Source organism: Streptomyces sp. NPDC016677 (assembly GCF_055562815.1).
The window spans coordinates 57,409-73,903 of sequence record NZ_JBVHEO010000012.1; the positions used below are offsets into that span (position 1 = coordinate 57,409).

At 74.8% G+C, this 16,495-nt stretch carries 8 protein-coding genes and 1 pseudogene; all 9 read left to right on the forward strand.

All coding sequences use genetic code 11. The annotated features are described in order from the left end of the window. Nucleotides 1–50 precede the first annotated feature (50 nt). Complete coding sequence (eccCa, locus tag ACZ3IG_RS26675; RefSeq protein WP_467435204.1) at nucleotides 51–4,010, forward strand: type VII secretion protein EccCa; 3,960 nt, start codon at nucleotides 51–53, stop codon at nucleotides 4,008–4,010. Nucleotides 4,011–4,077: 67 nt separating this feature from the next. Next, nucleotides 4,078–5,478: a type VII secretion integral membrane protein EccD gene (gene eccD, locus ACZ3IG_RS26680; RefSeq protein ID WP_467435205.1), complete on the forward strand. Its 1,401-nt coding sequence runs from the start codon at nucleotides 4,078–4,080 to the stop codon at nucleotides 5,476–5,478. A 75-nt stretch (nucleotides 5,479–5,553) separates the two neighbouring features. Continuing rightward, nucleotides 5,554–6,839: pseudogene (gene eccB, locus ACZ3IG_RS26685) on the forward strand (type VII secretion protein EccB). 1 nt (nucleotide 6,840) lies between these two features. Then, entirely contained in the window at nucleotides 6,841–10,023 is a 3,183-nt protein-coding gene (locus ACZ3IG_RS26690; RefSeq protein WP_467435207.1) for a hypothetical protein, read from the forward strand. Beyond that, nucleotides 10,020–13,337, forward strand: a complete 3,318-nt coding sequence (locus ACZ3IG_RS26695; RefSeq protein ID WP_467435208.1) for a right-handed parallel beta-helix repeat-containing protein — start codon at nucleotides 10,020–10,022, stop codon at nucleotides 13,335–13,337. Before ACZ3IG_RS26690 ends, ACZ3IG_RS26695 begins: the two co-directional genes overlap by 4 nt. 136 nt (nucleotides 13,338–13,473) lie before the next feature. Then, a complete protein-coding gene (locus ACZ3IG_RS26700) occupies nucleotides 13,474–13,812 on the forward strand; it encodes a WXG100 family type VII secretion target (protein WP_467435209.1) in 339 nt (112 codons plus the stop codon). A gap of 10 nt (nucleotides 13,813–13,822) precedes the next feature. Next, the gene (locus tag ACZ3IG_RS26705) at nucleotides 13,823–14,113 is read left to right on the forward strand and encodes a hypothetical protein (RefSeq protein WP_467435211.1); all 291 of its coding nucleotides are present in this window, start codon (nucleotides 13,823–13,825) and stop codon (nucleotides 14,111–14,113) included. 2 nt (nucleotides 14,114–14,115) lie between these two features. Beyond that, entirely contained in the window at nucleotides 14,116–14,715 is a 600-nt protein-coding gene (locus ACZ3IG_RS26710; RefSeq protein ID WP_467435212.1) for a hypothetical protein, read from the forward strand. A 100-nt stretch (nucleotides 14,716–14,815) separates the two neighbouring features. Next, nucleotides 14,816–16,495: WXG100 family type VII secretion target (locus tag ACZ3IG_RS26715; protein ID WP_467435213.1), on the forward strand; the 1,680-nt coding region annotated here is incomplete at its 3' end.

Sequence of the window (16,495 nt, forward strand, 5' to 3'; positions counted from 1 at the left end):
TTCCTAAGTTCGCCCTACCTAGAGGCTTGTCGCCGGCTGGAGATGCACCTATGAACACCGTGGTCGTGAAACGTCCGCCGCGTGTGTCGGGGCCCGAAGTGCCCGAGGCCCGGATCGAACTGGCCGAGCCGCCCGTCCTCGGCGAACCCGCCTCCGCCGACCTCGGCTCCGTGATGGTCGTCCTGCCGATGGGCATCGGCTTCGGCGCGATGGCGCTGATGTTCACCGCCGGCGGTTCGACCTCCACGTACATGATGTCCGGGATGATGGGCGTCGGCATGATCTCCATGAGCATGGGTCAGATCGGCCGGGCCGGACTGGAGCGCAAGCGGCGGATGCGTGCCGAGCGCCGCGACTACCTGCGCTACCTCGCCCAGCTCCGCACCCAGGCCCGGCAGGTCGCCGAGGCCCAGCTCGCCGCCGCCCTGTGGGACAATCCGCCGCCGGACCGGCTGTGGTCCGTGGTGCGCTCCGCCCGGGTGTGGGAACGCCGCGCCGCCCACGACGACTTCGCCAAGGTCCGCATCGGCCTCGGCACCCGCCGCGCCGCCCTCGAACTCGTCCCCCCGGAGACCAAGCCCGTCGAGGACCTCGACCCGCTCGCCGCGATCTCCCTGCGCCGCTTCACCGCCGCCTTCCAGACCGTCCCCGGCCTGCCCGTCCCGGTGGGGCTGCGCAGCTTCACCAGCGTCGAACTGGCCGGCGACATCGAGGAGGCACTCGGCCTGGTGCGAGCCGTCCTCGGACAGCTCGTCACCCTGCACTCGCCCGACGAACTGTGCGTCGCCGTCCTCACCGACGAGCCGGGCCGCGAGGAGTGGGAATGGGTGAAGTGGCTCCCGCACAACGCCCACCCCAAGGAGTACGACGCGGCCGGCCCGCTGCGCCTGGTCGCCACGGAGCACGCCGAACTCACCGACCTGCTCGGCCCGGACGTCCTCGACCGCCCCGACCACGACGCCCACGCCACCCCCAGCGCCGCCGAACCCTTCGTGGTCGTCGTCGCCCACCGCACCGCGCTGCCCGCGGGGTCCCGTCTGCTGGGCGCCGGACTGCGCAACACCGTCCTGCTGGACGTCACCGGCGCCATGCGCGGCGGCACCGACGTGCTCCGGCTCACCGCCCGCGACGGCCGTGTCTCCTTCCCCGTCGCCGACGCCACCGCCGACGCCGAGGCCGACTCCCTCAGCCGCGCCCAGGCCGAGCACCTCGCCCGGCTGCTCGCCCCGCTGCGCACCAGCGGCACCATCGACCTCACCGACAACCCCTTCGAGTCCGACTTCGAACTGACCACCCTGCTCGGCATCCGCGACCCGCGCACCTTCGACGTGGCCGCGCACTGGCGCCGCCGCCTGGACCAGAGCACCCGGCTGCGGGTGCCCATCGGCGTCACCGAGGACGGCGAGGTCGTCGAACTCGACCTCAAGGAGTCCGCGCAGACCGGCATGGGCCCGCACGGCCTGCTCATCGGCGCCACCGGCTCCGGCAAGAGCGAACTGCTGCGCACCCTCGTCATCGGCCTGGCCGCCACCCACTCCTCCGAGGTGCTCAACTTCGTCCTGGTCGACTTCAAGGGCGGCGCCACCTTCCTCAACATGGAGAAACTCCCGCACACCTCCGCGGTCATCACCAACCTGGCCGACGAACTCCCCCTGGTCGACCGCATGCAGGACTCCATCGACGGCGAACTCATCCGCCGCCAGGAACTGCTGCGCGCCAGCGGCCACGCCTCCCTGTACGAGTACGAGAAGGCCCGGCTCGGCGGCGCGCCCCTCGCACCACTGCCCTCGCTGCTCGTCATCGTCGACGAGTTCTCCGAACTCCTCGCGGGCAAGCCCGAGTTCACCGACCTGTTCGTGACCATCGGCCGGGTCGGCCGCAGCCTCGGCGTCCACCTGCTGCTGGCCTCCCAGCGCCTGGACGAGGGCCGCATCCACCGCGTCGAGGGCCACCTGTCGTACCGGATCGCGCTGCGCACCTTCTCCTCCATGGAGTCCCGCAGCGTCATCGGCGTCGCCGGCGCCTACGAACTGCCCTCCGTGCCCGGCAACGGCTACCTGCGGGTCGACACCACCAACCTGGTCCGGTTCAAGGCCGCCTACGTCTCCGGCCCCTGCCCCGAGAGCCCGGCCGGCGAGGACGGTGCACAGCCCGACCGGGCCGTCGCCCACGAGATCGTGCCCTTCGGCCTGGACCAGCGCCCCGCCGCCGAGGAACCACCGGACCGGCCGGAGCAGACCGAGGAACGCCCCGCCCCCGCGCCCGCCCCACCCGCCGAGAGCGACGAGACCCTGCTGGACGTCCTCATCGAACGGCTCGCGGACGCCGGACCCTCGGCCCGCCAGGTGTGGCTGCCGCCGCTCGCCGACTCACCCAGCCTCGACCAGTTGCTGCCCGGCATCGTGCCCGACCCGGTGCGCGGCATGACCGCCGCCGAGTCCACGCTGCTCGGCACGCTCAACGTTCCGCTGGGCATGGTCGACCGACCCCACGAACAGATACGCGAACTGCTCGTCGCCGACCTCTCCGGGGCCGGCGGCCACATCGGCGTGGCCGGTGCCCCGCAGACCGGCAAGTCGGCGCTGCTGCGCACCCTGATGATGTCGCTGGCCCTCACCCACACCCCCGAGGAGGTCCAGTTCTACTGCCTGGACCTCGGCGGCGGCGGCCTGGTGTCGATCGCCGGGCTGCCCCACGCGGGCTCGGTCGCCACCCGCCTGGAACGCGACAAGGTCCTGCGCACCATCGAGGAGTTGACGCAGCTCCTGGAGCGCCGCGAGCAGCTCTTCACCGAGCGCGCCGTGGAGTCCATGGCCGCCTACCGGCAGCAGCGCCGGGCCGGCGCCGTGGACGACCCGTACGGCGACGTGTTCCTGGTGATCGACGGCTGGGGGACCCTCCGTCAGGACTACGAGGAACTCGACGACCGGATCACGGCGCTCGCCGCCCGCGGGCTGTCCTTCGGCATCCACCTGGTGGTGTCGGCGGTGCGCTGGTCGGAGATCCGTCCCCGGCTGCGCGACCTGCTCGGCACCAAACTCGAACTCAGGCTGGGCGACGCGATGGAGTCCGAGGTCGGCGCCCGGCAGGCCGGCGGGGTGCCGCAGCAGCCCGGCCGCGGCCTGACCAGCTCCGGACACCACTTCCTGTCGGCGCTGCCCCGCCTGGACAGTTCCTCCGCCACCGACGACCTCACCGCCGCCACCAAGGTGGCCGCCGCCGAGATCGGCACCTTCTGGACCGGCCGAACCGCCCCCGGCGTACGGCTGCTGCCCAGCCGGCTGCTGGCCTCCCGGCTGCCCGCCGCCGAGGGCGACCTGCGGGTCTGTGTCGGCTGGGACGAGCAGCGGCTGCAACCGGTGTGGCACGACTTCTCGGCCACCTCCCACCTGCTGGTCTTCGGCGACGGCGAGACCGGCAAGACCAACCTGCTGCGCCTGATGGCCCGCGCCGTCACCTCCCGGTTCCGTCCCGAGGAGGCCCGGATCCTGCTCGCCGACCCCGACCGCAACCTCCTCGACGCCGTCCCCGAGGAGTACCGCGTCGGCTACGCCGTCGACAGCCAGGGCCTCAGGGACCTCGCCGGCAGCACCGTGGTCTCCATGACCAAGCGCCTGCCCGGCAGCGACATCACCCCCGAACAGCTGGCCCGCCGGGACTGGTGGCAGGGCCCGCGCCTGTTCGTCCTCGTCGACGACTACGGCATGTTCGCCAGCAACTCGATGGACAGCCCGATCACGCCCCTGGTCCCGCTGCTCGCCCAGGGCGCCAACATCGGCATGCACCTGGTGGTCGCCCGGTCCACCTCGGGCGCCATGCGGGCCATGATGGACCCGGTACTGCGCCGCCTGTGGGAGCTGGGCAACCCGGCCCTGCTCTTCTCCTACCCCAAGGAGGAGGGCAAGTTCATCGGCGAGGCCAAGCCCCGCACCCTCGTCCCCGGCCGCGCCCAGCTGGTCACCCGGCGCGGACTCCGGCTCGTGCAGACCGCGCTGGTGGAACCGGAGTGACCGGTACCGCGCCGCCCGGCCCCTCCCGTCCTCCCGCACCGCACCGGCCGTCCCCCACAGGAGCGCCATGACCTCCGCCAGCCTCATGTCCGGCCCCGACTCCCCGGCGGCCTGCCGGCTCACCGTCGCCGGCCCCGGGCGCAGCGTCGACCTGGGTGTCCCCGGCGGGGTCACGATCGGCGCCCTGCTGCCCGTCCTGGCCGACCGGCTCGCCGACCAGGACGACCCCGACGGCACCGGATACGTCCTGCAACGCCTGGGGGAGGACCCCCTGGACCCGGACGCCACCGTCGACGCCCTCGGCCTGCGCGACGGCGAGATCCTGCACCTGCGCCGGACCGACGACGCCCTCCCCCCGATGGTCTTCGACGACCTGGCCGACGGGGTCGCCACCGTCGTCAGCGCCCGCTCCGACCGCTGGCGGCCCGGCCTGACCCGGCGGCTGTTCACCGGACTCGGCGCGCTCACCCTGCTCCTGCTGGCCACGGTCGTGCTGACCGCGCCGGCCGGACCGCACGCCGCCGTGGAGTGCGGGGCCATCGCCCTCGCGCTGGTGGCCGCCTGCGTGGCCGTCAGCCGCGCGCCCTCGGCGGACGGCGGGGCCGTCCTGGTCACCGGCACGGCAGGCTGGGCCTTCGCCGCCCTGGCCGGCCTCACCGCCCACCGCGGCACGGCGGCGCTGCCCCTGCCCGACCGTCACGAACTGCTGACCGGCGGGGCCTGCACGGTCGCGGCGGCGCTCGTCCTGCTGATCGCCGGGAAGGTGCCCGCACGCGTCTTCGGCGCGCTCCTCGTCGTCGCCCTCGCCGTCGAGAGCGGCTCCTGCCTCGCCATCGGCTTCGACTGGGACGCCACCACCGCCACCACCGTCGTCGCCGTCACCCTGTTCGTGCTCAGCGCCATCGCCCCGCGCCTGGTGCTGCGCCTGGCCGGCCTGCGGGTGCCGCAACTGCCGCGCAACGCCGACGAACTCCAGGAGGACACCGACCCCCGCACCCGGCGGGACCTCGACCGGCGGGTCGCCGACGCCGACGCCTGCCTGACCCTGTTCACCGTCGGCGCCTCGGCCGTGTACGCGGCGGCACTGGTGCTGCTGACCCGCGGCAGCGGCTGGTTCGAGTGGGCACTGGCCCTCACCCTGGCCGCCGCGGTGACCCTGCGCTCCCGGGGTGTCACCGAGACCGGGCAGCGGGTGGCGCTCGCCCTGGCCGGCACCCTCGGCCTGATCCTCTGCCTGGTGTGGCTGTTCGTCCCCGGCGGGACCGCCGCCCACATCGTCGTGGCCGTGCTGCTGCTCGGCGCGACGGCACTGCTCCTGCTCGGCGCGCTGCGCCTCCCGTCGGTCCGGCTGCTGCCCATCTGGGGCCACACCGCCGACATCCTGGAGATGGTCACCGCGATCGCACTGGTCCCGCTGCTCCTCCAGCACCTGCACGTCTACTGGTACTTCCGTTCCCTGGCCGGCTGAGAGGAACCCGTGCAAAGCCGTCGTGACCACGTCCACGCGTACCAGTTCGCCACCGGGCGGCTGGCCGCCGCGCTGGTGACCGGAGAACCGGCGACGGGGGAGCCACCGGCCCGGCGCAGCGTCGTCGGCGTCGTCATCGGGGTCGTCCTGGCCGTCCTCGCCTGCGCCGGCTTCGCCGTGTACGGCCTGATCCGGCCCGGCGGCAACACGGCCTGGGCCAAACCGCACGCCATCGTCGTGGAGAAGGAGACCGGCACCCGCTTCCTCTACCTCGACGGGGTGCTGCACCCGGTCGCGAACTACTCCTCCGCCCTGCTCGGCGCGGCCGGCTCCCCGGCCGGCACCGCCGTGCGCACCGTCTCCCGCAACTCCCTCGCGGCGCCGAGGTCGGCATCACCGGCGCACCGGACTCCGTACCCGGCGCCGCGTCCCTGCTCACCGGGGAGTGGTCGCGGTGCCTGTCACCGGGCCGCGGCACGGGGGAGACCCTCGACCTCGACCCGCCCGAGGGCGGTCCGGCGGGCAACCGGCGCATCCTGGTCAGCGACGGCGACGGCACCCCGTACCTGCTGTGGAACGGCCGCCGCCACCGGATCGACGGCCGGTCCGCGCTCGTCGCCCTCGAACTGGACGGACAGGACCCCCTGGCCGCCCCCGACGCCTGGCTCGACGCGCTGCCCGCCGGACCGGCCGTCGCCGCCGCCCCCGTACCCGGCCGGGGGAAGCCCGGCCCGCGTGTCGGCGGCGAACCGGCCGAGGTCGGCCAGGTCTTCACCACCGCGGGCGACGGCACCGGACCCGCCCGGTACTACGTCCTGCGCTCCGACGGCCTCGCCCCGATCGACGAGACCGAGTACCAGCTCCTCGCCGCCGCCTCCGGGCAAGGCGCCGGCCGGCAGGTGACCCGCGCCGACGTGGCCGCCGCCCCCGGCTCCGAGGACCGTACGCTGCTGCACCGGCTGCCCGACTTCCTCTCCGGCCCGGTCGCCGGTCCGGACGGCAGGACGGCCTGCCTGCGGCAGCGGACCGAGGGCACGCGGGTGCGCACCACGCTCTCCTGGGACGAACCGCCCGCCGGACACGCCGTACCGGCCGGCCGCGGCCTGCTGCTCACCGCCCTCCCGGTGCCGGCCGCGGGCGACCCCGCCACCACCTATCTCGTCACCGAACTCGGCGTGAAGTACCCGCTGGCCGACAGCGGCGTCCTGAGCGCGCTCGGTTACAGCGCCGGCCAGGTACGGCCCGTCCCGCGCGCCGTCCTCGACCTGCTGCCCACCGGGCCGGCCCTCTCCCGGCCGGGCGCCCTCGCCCCCGTACCCCTCGCCCCCGCCCCCTCGCCCGCCGCCTCCGGGGACGGCTGAGGTGGCACTCGGACTCGGGCCGCGCCGCACGGGCCGGGCGCCGCACCTGGACAGCCGGCCCGCCGGCCACGCCCTGCTGGTCCACCCGCGGGGCGCCGTCGATCCGCAGGCCCTCGCCTTCGCCCGGGGGCTGCCCGAGGACCCCGAGCACCAGCTCGTCGTCCTCGACCTGCCCGCCGACCTCCCCGAGACCTCCTGGCCCGCCCTCGCCCGCCTCCTGGACCGCCGCGCCGGTGCCTTCCGGCTGGTCACCGGCCGCCGTCCGCGCGGCGGGCTGCTGCCGCTCGGGCAGTGGCTCGCCGACCACCTCGACCGGACCGTGCTGATCGGCGACGGCGACGTGGTCCCCGCCGCCGGCGGCGTCCTGTACATCCCCGGGGACGGCGGCTCCGGCTGGCTGCGGCTGGGGCCGCGCCGGCCCGCCGTGCCGGTCTCCCGCCGATTCCCCACCCCCATCTGGGAGTTCTCCGTCGCCGACCGGCTGTGGGAGACCAGTGAGCGGGCGGTCGCCGACCCCCTGCCGAGCGGCGTGTGGCTGCGCCCGCGCGCCCAGGAGACCGCGCTCACCGACCACCGGGGCAGGCTGGAGGCCCGGCTGGCGTGCCAGCGGGAACTCCTCACCGTCGTCCTCGGCTGCCCCGGCACCCCGGAACTGCCGCTGGACGACGTCTCCCGGTTCTGGGGTTCGGTCCTGCCCGGCGCCCGCTCCCAGGTCCGGTTCGTCCGGTACGGTCCGCTCGCCGTCCCCGGCCGGGACGCCGACGGACAGGTACTCGCCGACCGCCTGGACTCCCCGGTGGTGGTCTACAACGGGCTGCCGGTCGGCCGCGCCCTGTGGGAGACCCCCCGGACCCACGTCGTGGACGAGGAGGGCGGGCTCGGCTGGGCCGCGTACGCGCGGGAACTGTGCTACCTCCCGGCCCGCATGACGGGCGGCCGGCCGACCGCGCCCACGGTGCTGAGCCACCGCCCGGTGGTGGCGGGCGTGCCCGAGATCGCCCCCGGCGTCTACCGGTACGCGGACGACGCCGTACTGGAGGTGGTGCCCGGCGGACTCTGGATGCGGCCCCCGGAGGAACCTGCCGAGGCCGACGCCGTCCGCTCGGCCGCCGCCGACCCCCGTGAGCTGCGCGTCGTCCACGGCACGGTCGCGCGGGCCACCGGACGGATGCGGGAACTCGCCGAGCACCTGCTGACCCGTCTCGACCCGGTCACCCGCGGCCTCGCCCGGCTGGTGCCGGCCGCACACCTGACCCGCGCCACGCGGGCCGGTGAACCGGCCCCGGCGGCCAGGACCCCGCGCCCCGCCGCCGAGCGGACGGCGCTCGCGCCGGACCGCCCGGGATTCCTCGCCGCCCTCGCCACGGAGGTCACGGCCCCGCCGGAGACTCCGGCCCCCGTTCCCGCGCACCGGCCGGTCGCCCCCGAGGTGAACGCCGGCCACCTCACGGCGACCGCCGGGGCGGCGCCGGCCGGCGCGCACGCGACGGCTCCCGGGCCGGCGGAGGGGCCGTACCCGGGCGACCCGGCCCACCCGGGCCATCCGGCCCACCCGGGCCATCCGGGTCATCCGGGCCATCTGGGTCACCCGGGCCATCCGGGCCATCCGAGCCACCCGGCCCACCCGGCCCACCTGGCCCACCCGGGCCACCCAGGCCGGAGCCACCCGGGCCACCCGGACACGCCCCACCGTCCGGCCGACCCGGCCTCCCCGCCTTCCGCACCAGCGGCGGCCTCCGAATCCCCCCCTTCCGCACCCGCAGCGGCCTCCGTATCCCCCGCGCACCCTGCGGCTGCCGGGCACCCCGAGCCTCCGGCGCCCTCCGGGGCATCTGCCGCGCCGGTCCCCGGCGACCCGTCCGTGCTCTCCGCCGCAGACCCGGCCTTCCCCCGGGAGGCCGCAGACCCGGCCTTCCCCCGGGAGGCCGCAGACCCGGCCTTCCCCCGGGAGGCCGCAGACCCGGCCTTCCCCCGGGAGGCCGCAGACCCGGCCTTCCCCCCGGAGCCCGCATACCCGGCCCTCCCCCCGGAGGGCGTCCCCCCGACCCCCGACCCGGAGGGCAGCGCCCTCTTCGCCGCCGAGCCCCCGGCGCCCCACCCGGAGGGCAGCGCCCCGTCCCCCGCCGAGCCCTCAGCCCGTCCTCTGCCGCCCATGCCCACGTTCCGGCTGGTGTCCGCCCCCCTGCCCGGCGAGGCGCCCGCCCCCGCTCCGGCCGCCCGGCCCGCCGCGCGCGCCCCTGAACCCACCCCTGCGCGCGCCCCTGACCCCGCCCCCGGACCCGCCCCCGAACCGACCGCGCCCCCCATCCCCACTCCCGCCCCTGGCGTCCACCCCCAGCCCGTGCCCGCCCCCGCCGCCTGCGCGCTGCCGCCCGCCAAGGGGATCGCCCGGGAACGGGAGTGGCTGCGCGGCGCGTTCCGGCAGCAGTACAACGACGCCGCCGGCACCGTCGCCCGCGTCCTGTCCCAGGTGCCGGGGCTGCGCGGCACGACGGCCACCTCCACCGAGGACGTCCTCACCGACCTGGTCGCGGCCCGCCTCTACCTGCGCGGCGACGGCGGCCCGCTGGACCAGGCCGTCCGCGGCGCCACCGTGGGCCCGCACGTCCCCCTGGCCCGCTGTGTCACCGCCGGACTGCGCCGGCTGCCCTCCTACCGGGGTGCCACCCTGCTGCGCGCCCGCCTCGACGAGGCCGAGTGGGCCTGGTACGCCCGGCGCCGGCTGGTCACCGAGTGGGCGTTCTGCTGGGCGCTGACCAGCGTCGCGAGCGGGCTGCCCGGCGATGCCGACATCCTGATCTGGTCGATGACCGCCCGCCGTACCGCACTCCTCGACCCGGAACCGGCCGACCGGGTCCTCTTCCTGCCCGGCACCAGTTTCAAGGTCCTCGCCACCAGGGACGGCGACCACCGCGCGATCCTGCTGCGCGAACTGTCCGCCTCGGAGATCGCGCCCGACGGGCGGGTCGAGGGCGGACCCTCAGCCCTGGACGAGATCGCCCTGACCGGCCTCGACCAGGCCCACCGCGTCTGGCGGACGGCCGACGCCGAGTCCGCGCCGGAGCTGCCCGCCGCCGTGTCGGCCCGGTTCGGCGCACCGCCGGGCCTCGTCACGACTCCCGGACCGGGCCCCCTCGGTCCCCGCTCCGCTTCCCCGCCCCCCGAATCGAGGACGACATCATGAGCCGGCAGGTCTTGCTGGTCTCCCAGGACGGCTCCGCCCCCCACCGCACCATCGGCGCGGCCCTGGCCGCGGCCGTCGACGGCGCGCTCATCACCATCTCCCCGGGTACCTACCGGGAGTCCCTGGTCGTGGACCGGGTCGTCACCCTGGCCGCCGGCGCCGCCGGTGTGGTGATCGACGGCGCCGGTGACAGCGCGGTCGTGATCGACGCCGAGGCGGCCCGGCTCTCCGGCCTGACCCTGACCGGCGGCGGTGAACAGAGCCCGGTGGTGGAGGTCCGCCGGGGCGAGGCCGCACTGGAGGAGTGCACGGTCTCCGGCGACGCCTGGACGGCCGTACTCGCCTGGCACCAGGGCACCCTCATCGCCCGCTCCTGCCGGGTGACCAGCCCGGGCGGCGCCGGCATCGTGGTGACCTCCGGCGGCCCCAACGTGGTCGAGGGCACCACCGTGGAGCGGACCCGTTCCTCCGCGATCGTGGTGACCGAACGCGGACGCCTGACGGTCCGTCACTGCCGGCTCGACGACGCCGGCGGCAACGGTGTCTGTGTCAACGGCCAGGCCCACGGCACCGTCGAGGACACCGCCGTCACCGGCAGCGGCCAGCCCGCCGTGGTGGCCGAGCAGAACGGCCGCCTCGGTCTGCTGAGGGTCACCGTCTCCGGCAGCGCCGGCCTCGACGCCTATCTGACCAGCGGCGCCGACACCACCCTCACCGACTGCGCCTTCACCGGCTCGGGCGGAGAGTCCGTACTCGTCGCCGGCGGCGCCTCACCCGTGCTGCGCGGCTGCGCCCTGTCCGGCGCGGCCCGTGCCGGGCTGCGGATCACCGAGGCGTCCAGTCCGCTCCTGGAGGACTGCTCCGTCACCGGCACCCCGGTCGGCGTCCTGATCGACGGCGGCAGCCGGCCCGTGCTGCGTGCGCTGACCGTGCGCGAGACCGACCGCGGACTGCTGGCCGGCGACGGCGCCACCGTCGAGGGCGAACGGCTGACAGTGGCCGCGGGCTCCGCCGGCATCCTGGTGCGGGGCGGAGCCGAACTCGTCGTACGCGAGGGGGAGGTGTCGACCGGGCGGCCGGGTACGGCCGTCGAGCTGGCCGACGGGGCCACGGGCCGCCTGCACGAGCTGCGGCTGCGCGCCGCCGACGGGCCCGCGCTGGCGGTGACCGGGGCGACGGCCCTCGCCGAGTCCTGCGTGGTCACGGACGCCGGGGTGTCCGTCGGCGCCGACGCCCGGCTCGACCTGAAGGACACCGAGGCCGGCGGCTCGGACACCGACGGCGTCCGGGTGGCCGGCGGCGGCCGGCTCACCGCGGTGGGCTGCCGGGTGCACGGCGCCCGCGGGCACGGCGTGCACCTCCAGGCGACCTCCCGGGCCGAACTGGACCACTGCGTGATGTCCGACAACGCGGGCGACGGCATCCGCGTCAACACCGAGGAACCGGTCCGCGTCCAGAGCTGCGAGATCCGCGACAACGGCGGCCAGGCACTGCACCGCATGCGTCCCGACGCCCTGCTCACCGTCATCGACGTCACCGGCGAGGACTCCCCCGCCGCACCGGGCGGCCGGGACGGCACCGGACGCCCGGCAGCCCCCGCCGCGGCACCGGACGCGTCCGCCCCGCCCGCACCGCGGGCCGCCCGGCACACCGGCACCGGACCGCTCGCCGAGATGGACGCACTGGTCGGTCTGGAGAGCGTCAAGCAGGAGGTCACCGGCCTCATCAACCTCAACAAGATGACTCGGCTGCGTGAGGAGATGGGCCTGCCCATGCCTCCGATGAGCCGCCACCTGGTCTTCGCCGGCCCGCCGGGCACCGGCAAGACCACCGTGGCCCGGCTCTACGGCGCCGTCCTCGCCGAACTCGGCATCCTCAGTCAGGGACACATCGTCGAGGTGTCCCGCGCCGACCTGGTCGCGCAGATCATCGGCGGCACCGCCATCAAGACCACCGAGGTGTTCAACCGGGCGCTCGGCGGTGTGCTGTTCATCGACGAGGCGTACACCCTGACCAACCAGTCCAAGGGCACCGGCCCGGACTTCGGTCAGGAGGCCGTCGAGACGCTGATGAAGCTGATGGAGGACCACCGCGACGAGATCGTCGTCATCGTCGCCGGGTACAGCGCGCAGATGGACCAGTTCCTCGCCTCCAACCCGGGCATGGCCTCCCGGTTCTCCCGGACGGTGGAGTTCCCCAACTACACGGTGGACGAGCTGGTCACCATCGTGCGCGGCCTGTGCGGCAAGCACTACTACGAGCTGACCGACGACGCCCTGGAGGCGGTGGGCCGCTACTTCGAACGCATCCCCAAGGGCCCCACCTTCGGCAACGGCCGCGTCGCCCGCCAGCTCTTCGAGACGATGATCAGCAAGCAGGCGTCGCGGCTCGCCGTGTCCGCGCCCGACAGCAACTCCGAACTGAGCCGCCTCACCGAGGCGGACGTCGAGACGGTCCCCGACCCGTCCCCGGCCGCGTCCCCGGCTGCGGCTGCGGACGCGCGGGACGACGGCACACCGGCGGCCGGCGGTCCCGAGAGCGCCGGGCTCGCCCGCATCGACGCCCTGACCGGCCTCCACGACGTACGGCGGGCCCTGCGGGCGCGGCTGCTCGCGCTGGCCGCCGCCCACCGCGGCGGGCCGTCGCCCGGCGCCGCCAACCTGGTGTTCGCCGGCGCGGAGGGCAGCGGCCGGGACGCCGTCGCCGTGCTGTACGCCAGATCCCTCGCAGAGCTGGGCGTGCTGCCGGCCGGGACGGTGCACCGGATACCGCTGACGGCCGTACCGGCCCGCTGGCCCGGTCAGGCCGAGGCGTACACCGCGTACCTCTTCGACGAGGCGGCGGGCGGTCTGCTGCTGACCGAACTGGACGCGTACTTCCTCCAGCGCCCGGAGCCCGAGCGGGCCGCCGTCGTCGCCGCCCTGGCCGAGGAGACGTCCCGCCACCCGGACGTGGCGCTCGTGCTCTCCGCCGACCCGCGGCACCTCACCGGGCTGCTGGCCGGCCCGGACGGCGCCCGCCTGGCGGAACTCTTCGCGGAGCGCCTCGACTTCGCGCCCTACACCCCCGAGGAGCTGGCCCGGCTCACCGTCCGTCGGCTCGCCGCCTGTGGCTTCGCACCGGCGGACGGCACGCTGGAGGCCCTCACCGCACGGTTCACCGCCGCCCCCGCCCACCGGGGGGCGTTCGACGCCCACTGGACCGCGGACCGGCTGGCCGACGCGGCCCTCACCAGCGTCATCGCCCCCGGGGACCTGCCGGCGGCGCTGGACGAGGCCGACGCCGACCGCCCGGACGCCGTGGCGGTGGCATGAAGCGCCGGGCGGGCAAGGGCCGTGTCACAGCGGGCACTACGCGCCGGTGGCGCTGTCGGCCCGCCGACGGGGCGGGAAGGATGACGGTCACGGGACGAGGGCTTCATCGTCCTGACACCCAGTGAAGGGAAACGGTATGGCCTCCGGAGTCGAGTCGGTAACCCTGGACGGAATGGTCCAGTCCGGCAACATCCATGTGCAGACCGCCGAGCACGTCCGCGCGTCCTACCAGACCATGGCGAACCTGGCGGAGCAGGCCGAGGCCGGCTGGACGGGAACGGCCGGTGCCGCCTTCAAGTCGGCGCTCGACAACTGGATGGCGAACTACGCCATCGTGGCGAACGTTCTCGACCAGATGCACGAGCGCATGGGGACCCACACCCAGATGCTGACCGCCACGCACGAGTCCACCACCCAGGGCGCGCAGCGCGCCGGCGCGGTCACGGCCGAGCCGGTCGGGCTCACCGGATTCTGAGGAGAAGAAGATGCCTACGTATACGATCAACTGGGCCGCGTTCAATGAGGTCCTCGACCAGCTCACGGTCCTCCAGTCCGAGATCGACTCGCTGAACACGCAGTTCAGCTCCGGCAACACCTCCGCCCTGACCGAGTGGACCAGTGAGGCGCGGGACCTGTTCGAGTCCCGCAAGCTGGAGTGGACCACGGCGGCCACGGCGATGCAGGGACAGGCGAAGACGGTGCAGCAGGCGGCGGCCCAGTGCCGTGAGGAGTACCAGACGGCTGTCCAGTACGGCACCCAGCTCTGGAGCAAGTAGCGATGGCCGAGGTTCCGCAGACGCCCGTGGACCCCACCGCCGATCAGGACCCCACCGCCACACCGCAGCACTGGGACCCCACGAGCGTGCACCCGCCGGCCGTCGTCGGCGGACCCGACCAGACGGGTGTGCCGGACCCGCCGCCGGTGCCCAAGGGCTCGGGCGGATCGGGCAAGGAGGTCGTGAACACCGCCTCGCTCGACCTGTTCGCGAAGAACATCGAGGCGCTGGTGCCCACGGTCGTCGCGGCCCGGGACCGCATGCGGGCAGGCGGGGCCACCGTCGTACAGCCGGGAGGTTTCTACGACGCCTACCAGCTGCGGTCCCAGACCTCCGGGCCCAACGGCGGCATGGGTCTGCAGGAACGCTACTACAAGACGTTGGCCGACCTCGCCGAGGGCCTCGCGGACATCAGCCGCGGTGCCCAGTTGATGAGCAAGAAGTACACCTCCACGGAAGAACTCAACGCGATCAAGACGAGTGATCTGGAGGAGATGCTCGCCGAGGCCACCGCCGACTTCCAGCGGCTGGGGGAGGACAGCGGCGCCTCCGCCACCAGCAGCGGCTCGAAGAACACCACGACCAGCACCACCAAGCAGTAACCCGGCACCGGCGGTCCGCCGCGGGCCGCACTGCCGACGGGACCGGGGAGCCCGGTTCCGCCGGCGGCGGGCCTTCCAGGACCCAGGAGAACGCAGGATCATGCCCGATTACAACCAGGGTGGCTTCCACCAGGACGACAGTGGCATCTACGTCGACTCCACCGTCCAGGGTTCCACGGCCGACTACGACACCTGGGACTGGAAGCAGATCATGGCCGCCATCACCGGCGGCTCCAACCTGACGCCGGGCGCCGGGGGCGAGGCCAGGGCGTCCAGTGTGGCCAATCCGCAGACCCTGGTGACCGCGGCGAACGACTTCCAGTACGTGCAGCAGGTCCTCGCGATGGTGGCCAAGAGCCTGGACGCGCAGGCCAAGGCGCTGGCCGGGGGAGACGGGGCGCCCTGGCAGGGTGCCGCGGCCGACGCCTTCGCGGACACCATGACGACCTTCTCCCGGCAGGTGGCCTCCAACGCCGAGGCGCTCTCCGGCGGTTCCACCGGCAGCTCGGTGGGCCAGAACCTGATCTGGAGCGCCAACGCCCTGACCGTCGCCCAGGCCCACATCCACGCCATCGACAACTGGTATGCGAACGAGGCGATCAAGGTGGGTGTGCAGCCGATGGCGAACGGGCTCATCCCGGTCAGCCAACGGCCCGACATCGTCGAGATGATGACCAACGACATGCGGGCCGAGCTGAAGAAGCTCGCGACCAACTACGCGCAGGTCGGCCAGGTCCTCGGCCGGGTGCAGCCGATGCCCGTCGTCTCTCCCGTCAAGGACCCCGGCAGCGCCAACGGCAAGAACGGCGCCGGCGCGAACACCACCAAACTGCCCACCGGCAGCCCCGACCTGTCCACCACCGGTGGCGGCGGCGGTGGCGGCGGGATCAACACCCCGGACGTGTCGACGCTGGACCCCGGCGGCACGGGCGGTACGGCCTCCCCGTTCGGCGGCGGCACGGCCGCACCCGAGCTGAACACGGCCGGCGGCACCGGCGGCGGAGCGGGTCTCAACACCCCGGAACTGTCGACCCTGGGCACCGGCGACGGCACGGGCGGGGTGGCGTCGCCCTACACGGGCGGCACGCCCCTGCCGGAGCTGGGCACGACCGGCGGTACCGGTGGTACCGGCGAGCTGCTGACACCGGACACGGGCGGTACGGCTTCCCCGTACACCGGCGGTGTCACTGCGCCCGAGCTGAGCACGGGCGGTGCGGGCGGTACGGGTGGTACGGCTTCCCCGTACACCGGCGGCACGGGCGCCACCGTCCCCTCGTACACGGGCACCCTCGACCCGGGGCTCGACAGCGTCCTCAACCCGACGACCGGCGGCACCGGCACCGGTGCCGCCCTTCCGGCGTCCCCGTTCCCGCTGGGCTCGCTCGGTTCCGTTCCGTCCACCTCCGCCGGGGGCGCCGGAGGCACGGGGACGAACGGCACCGGGGCCTCACTGAGCGAGCTGCCGGACACCTGGACCGGCGGTGCCTCGGTTCCCGACCTCCCCGGAAGCACGGCGACCGGCCTCCCGGACACCTCGGCGGCGGGCCTGCCCGGCACCGGCACGGCCACAGACGTCTCACCCACCGCGCTTCCCGCCTCCAGCCTCGTCTCCACCCCTGGAGTGGGCGAAGGCACCGGTATGCCGTTGATGCCGATGGTGCCGGGGGCGGGTGCGGCGGGTGCCGGTGCGGGTGGTGGGGGTGCGGAGCGGCCGGATGCGGCGGGGTTGTTGGGTGGGGAGGGTGTTGTGCCGTGGACGGGTGTGGGTGCTGGTTCGCTG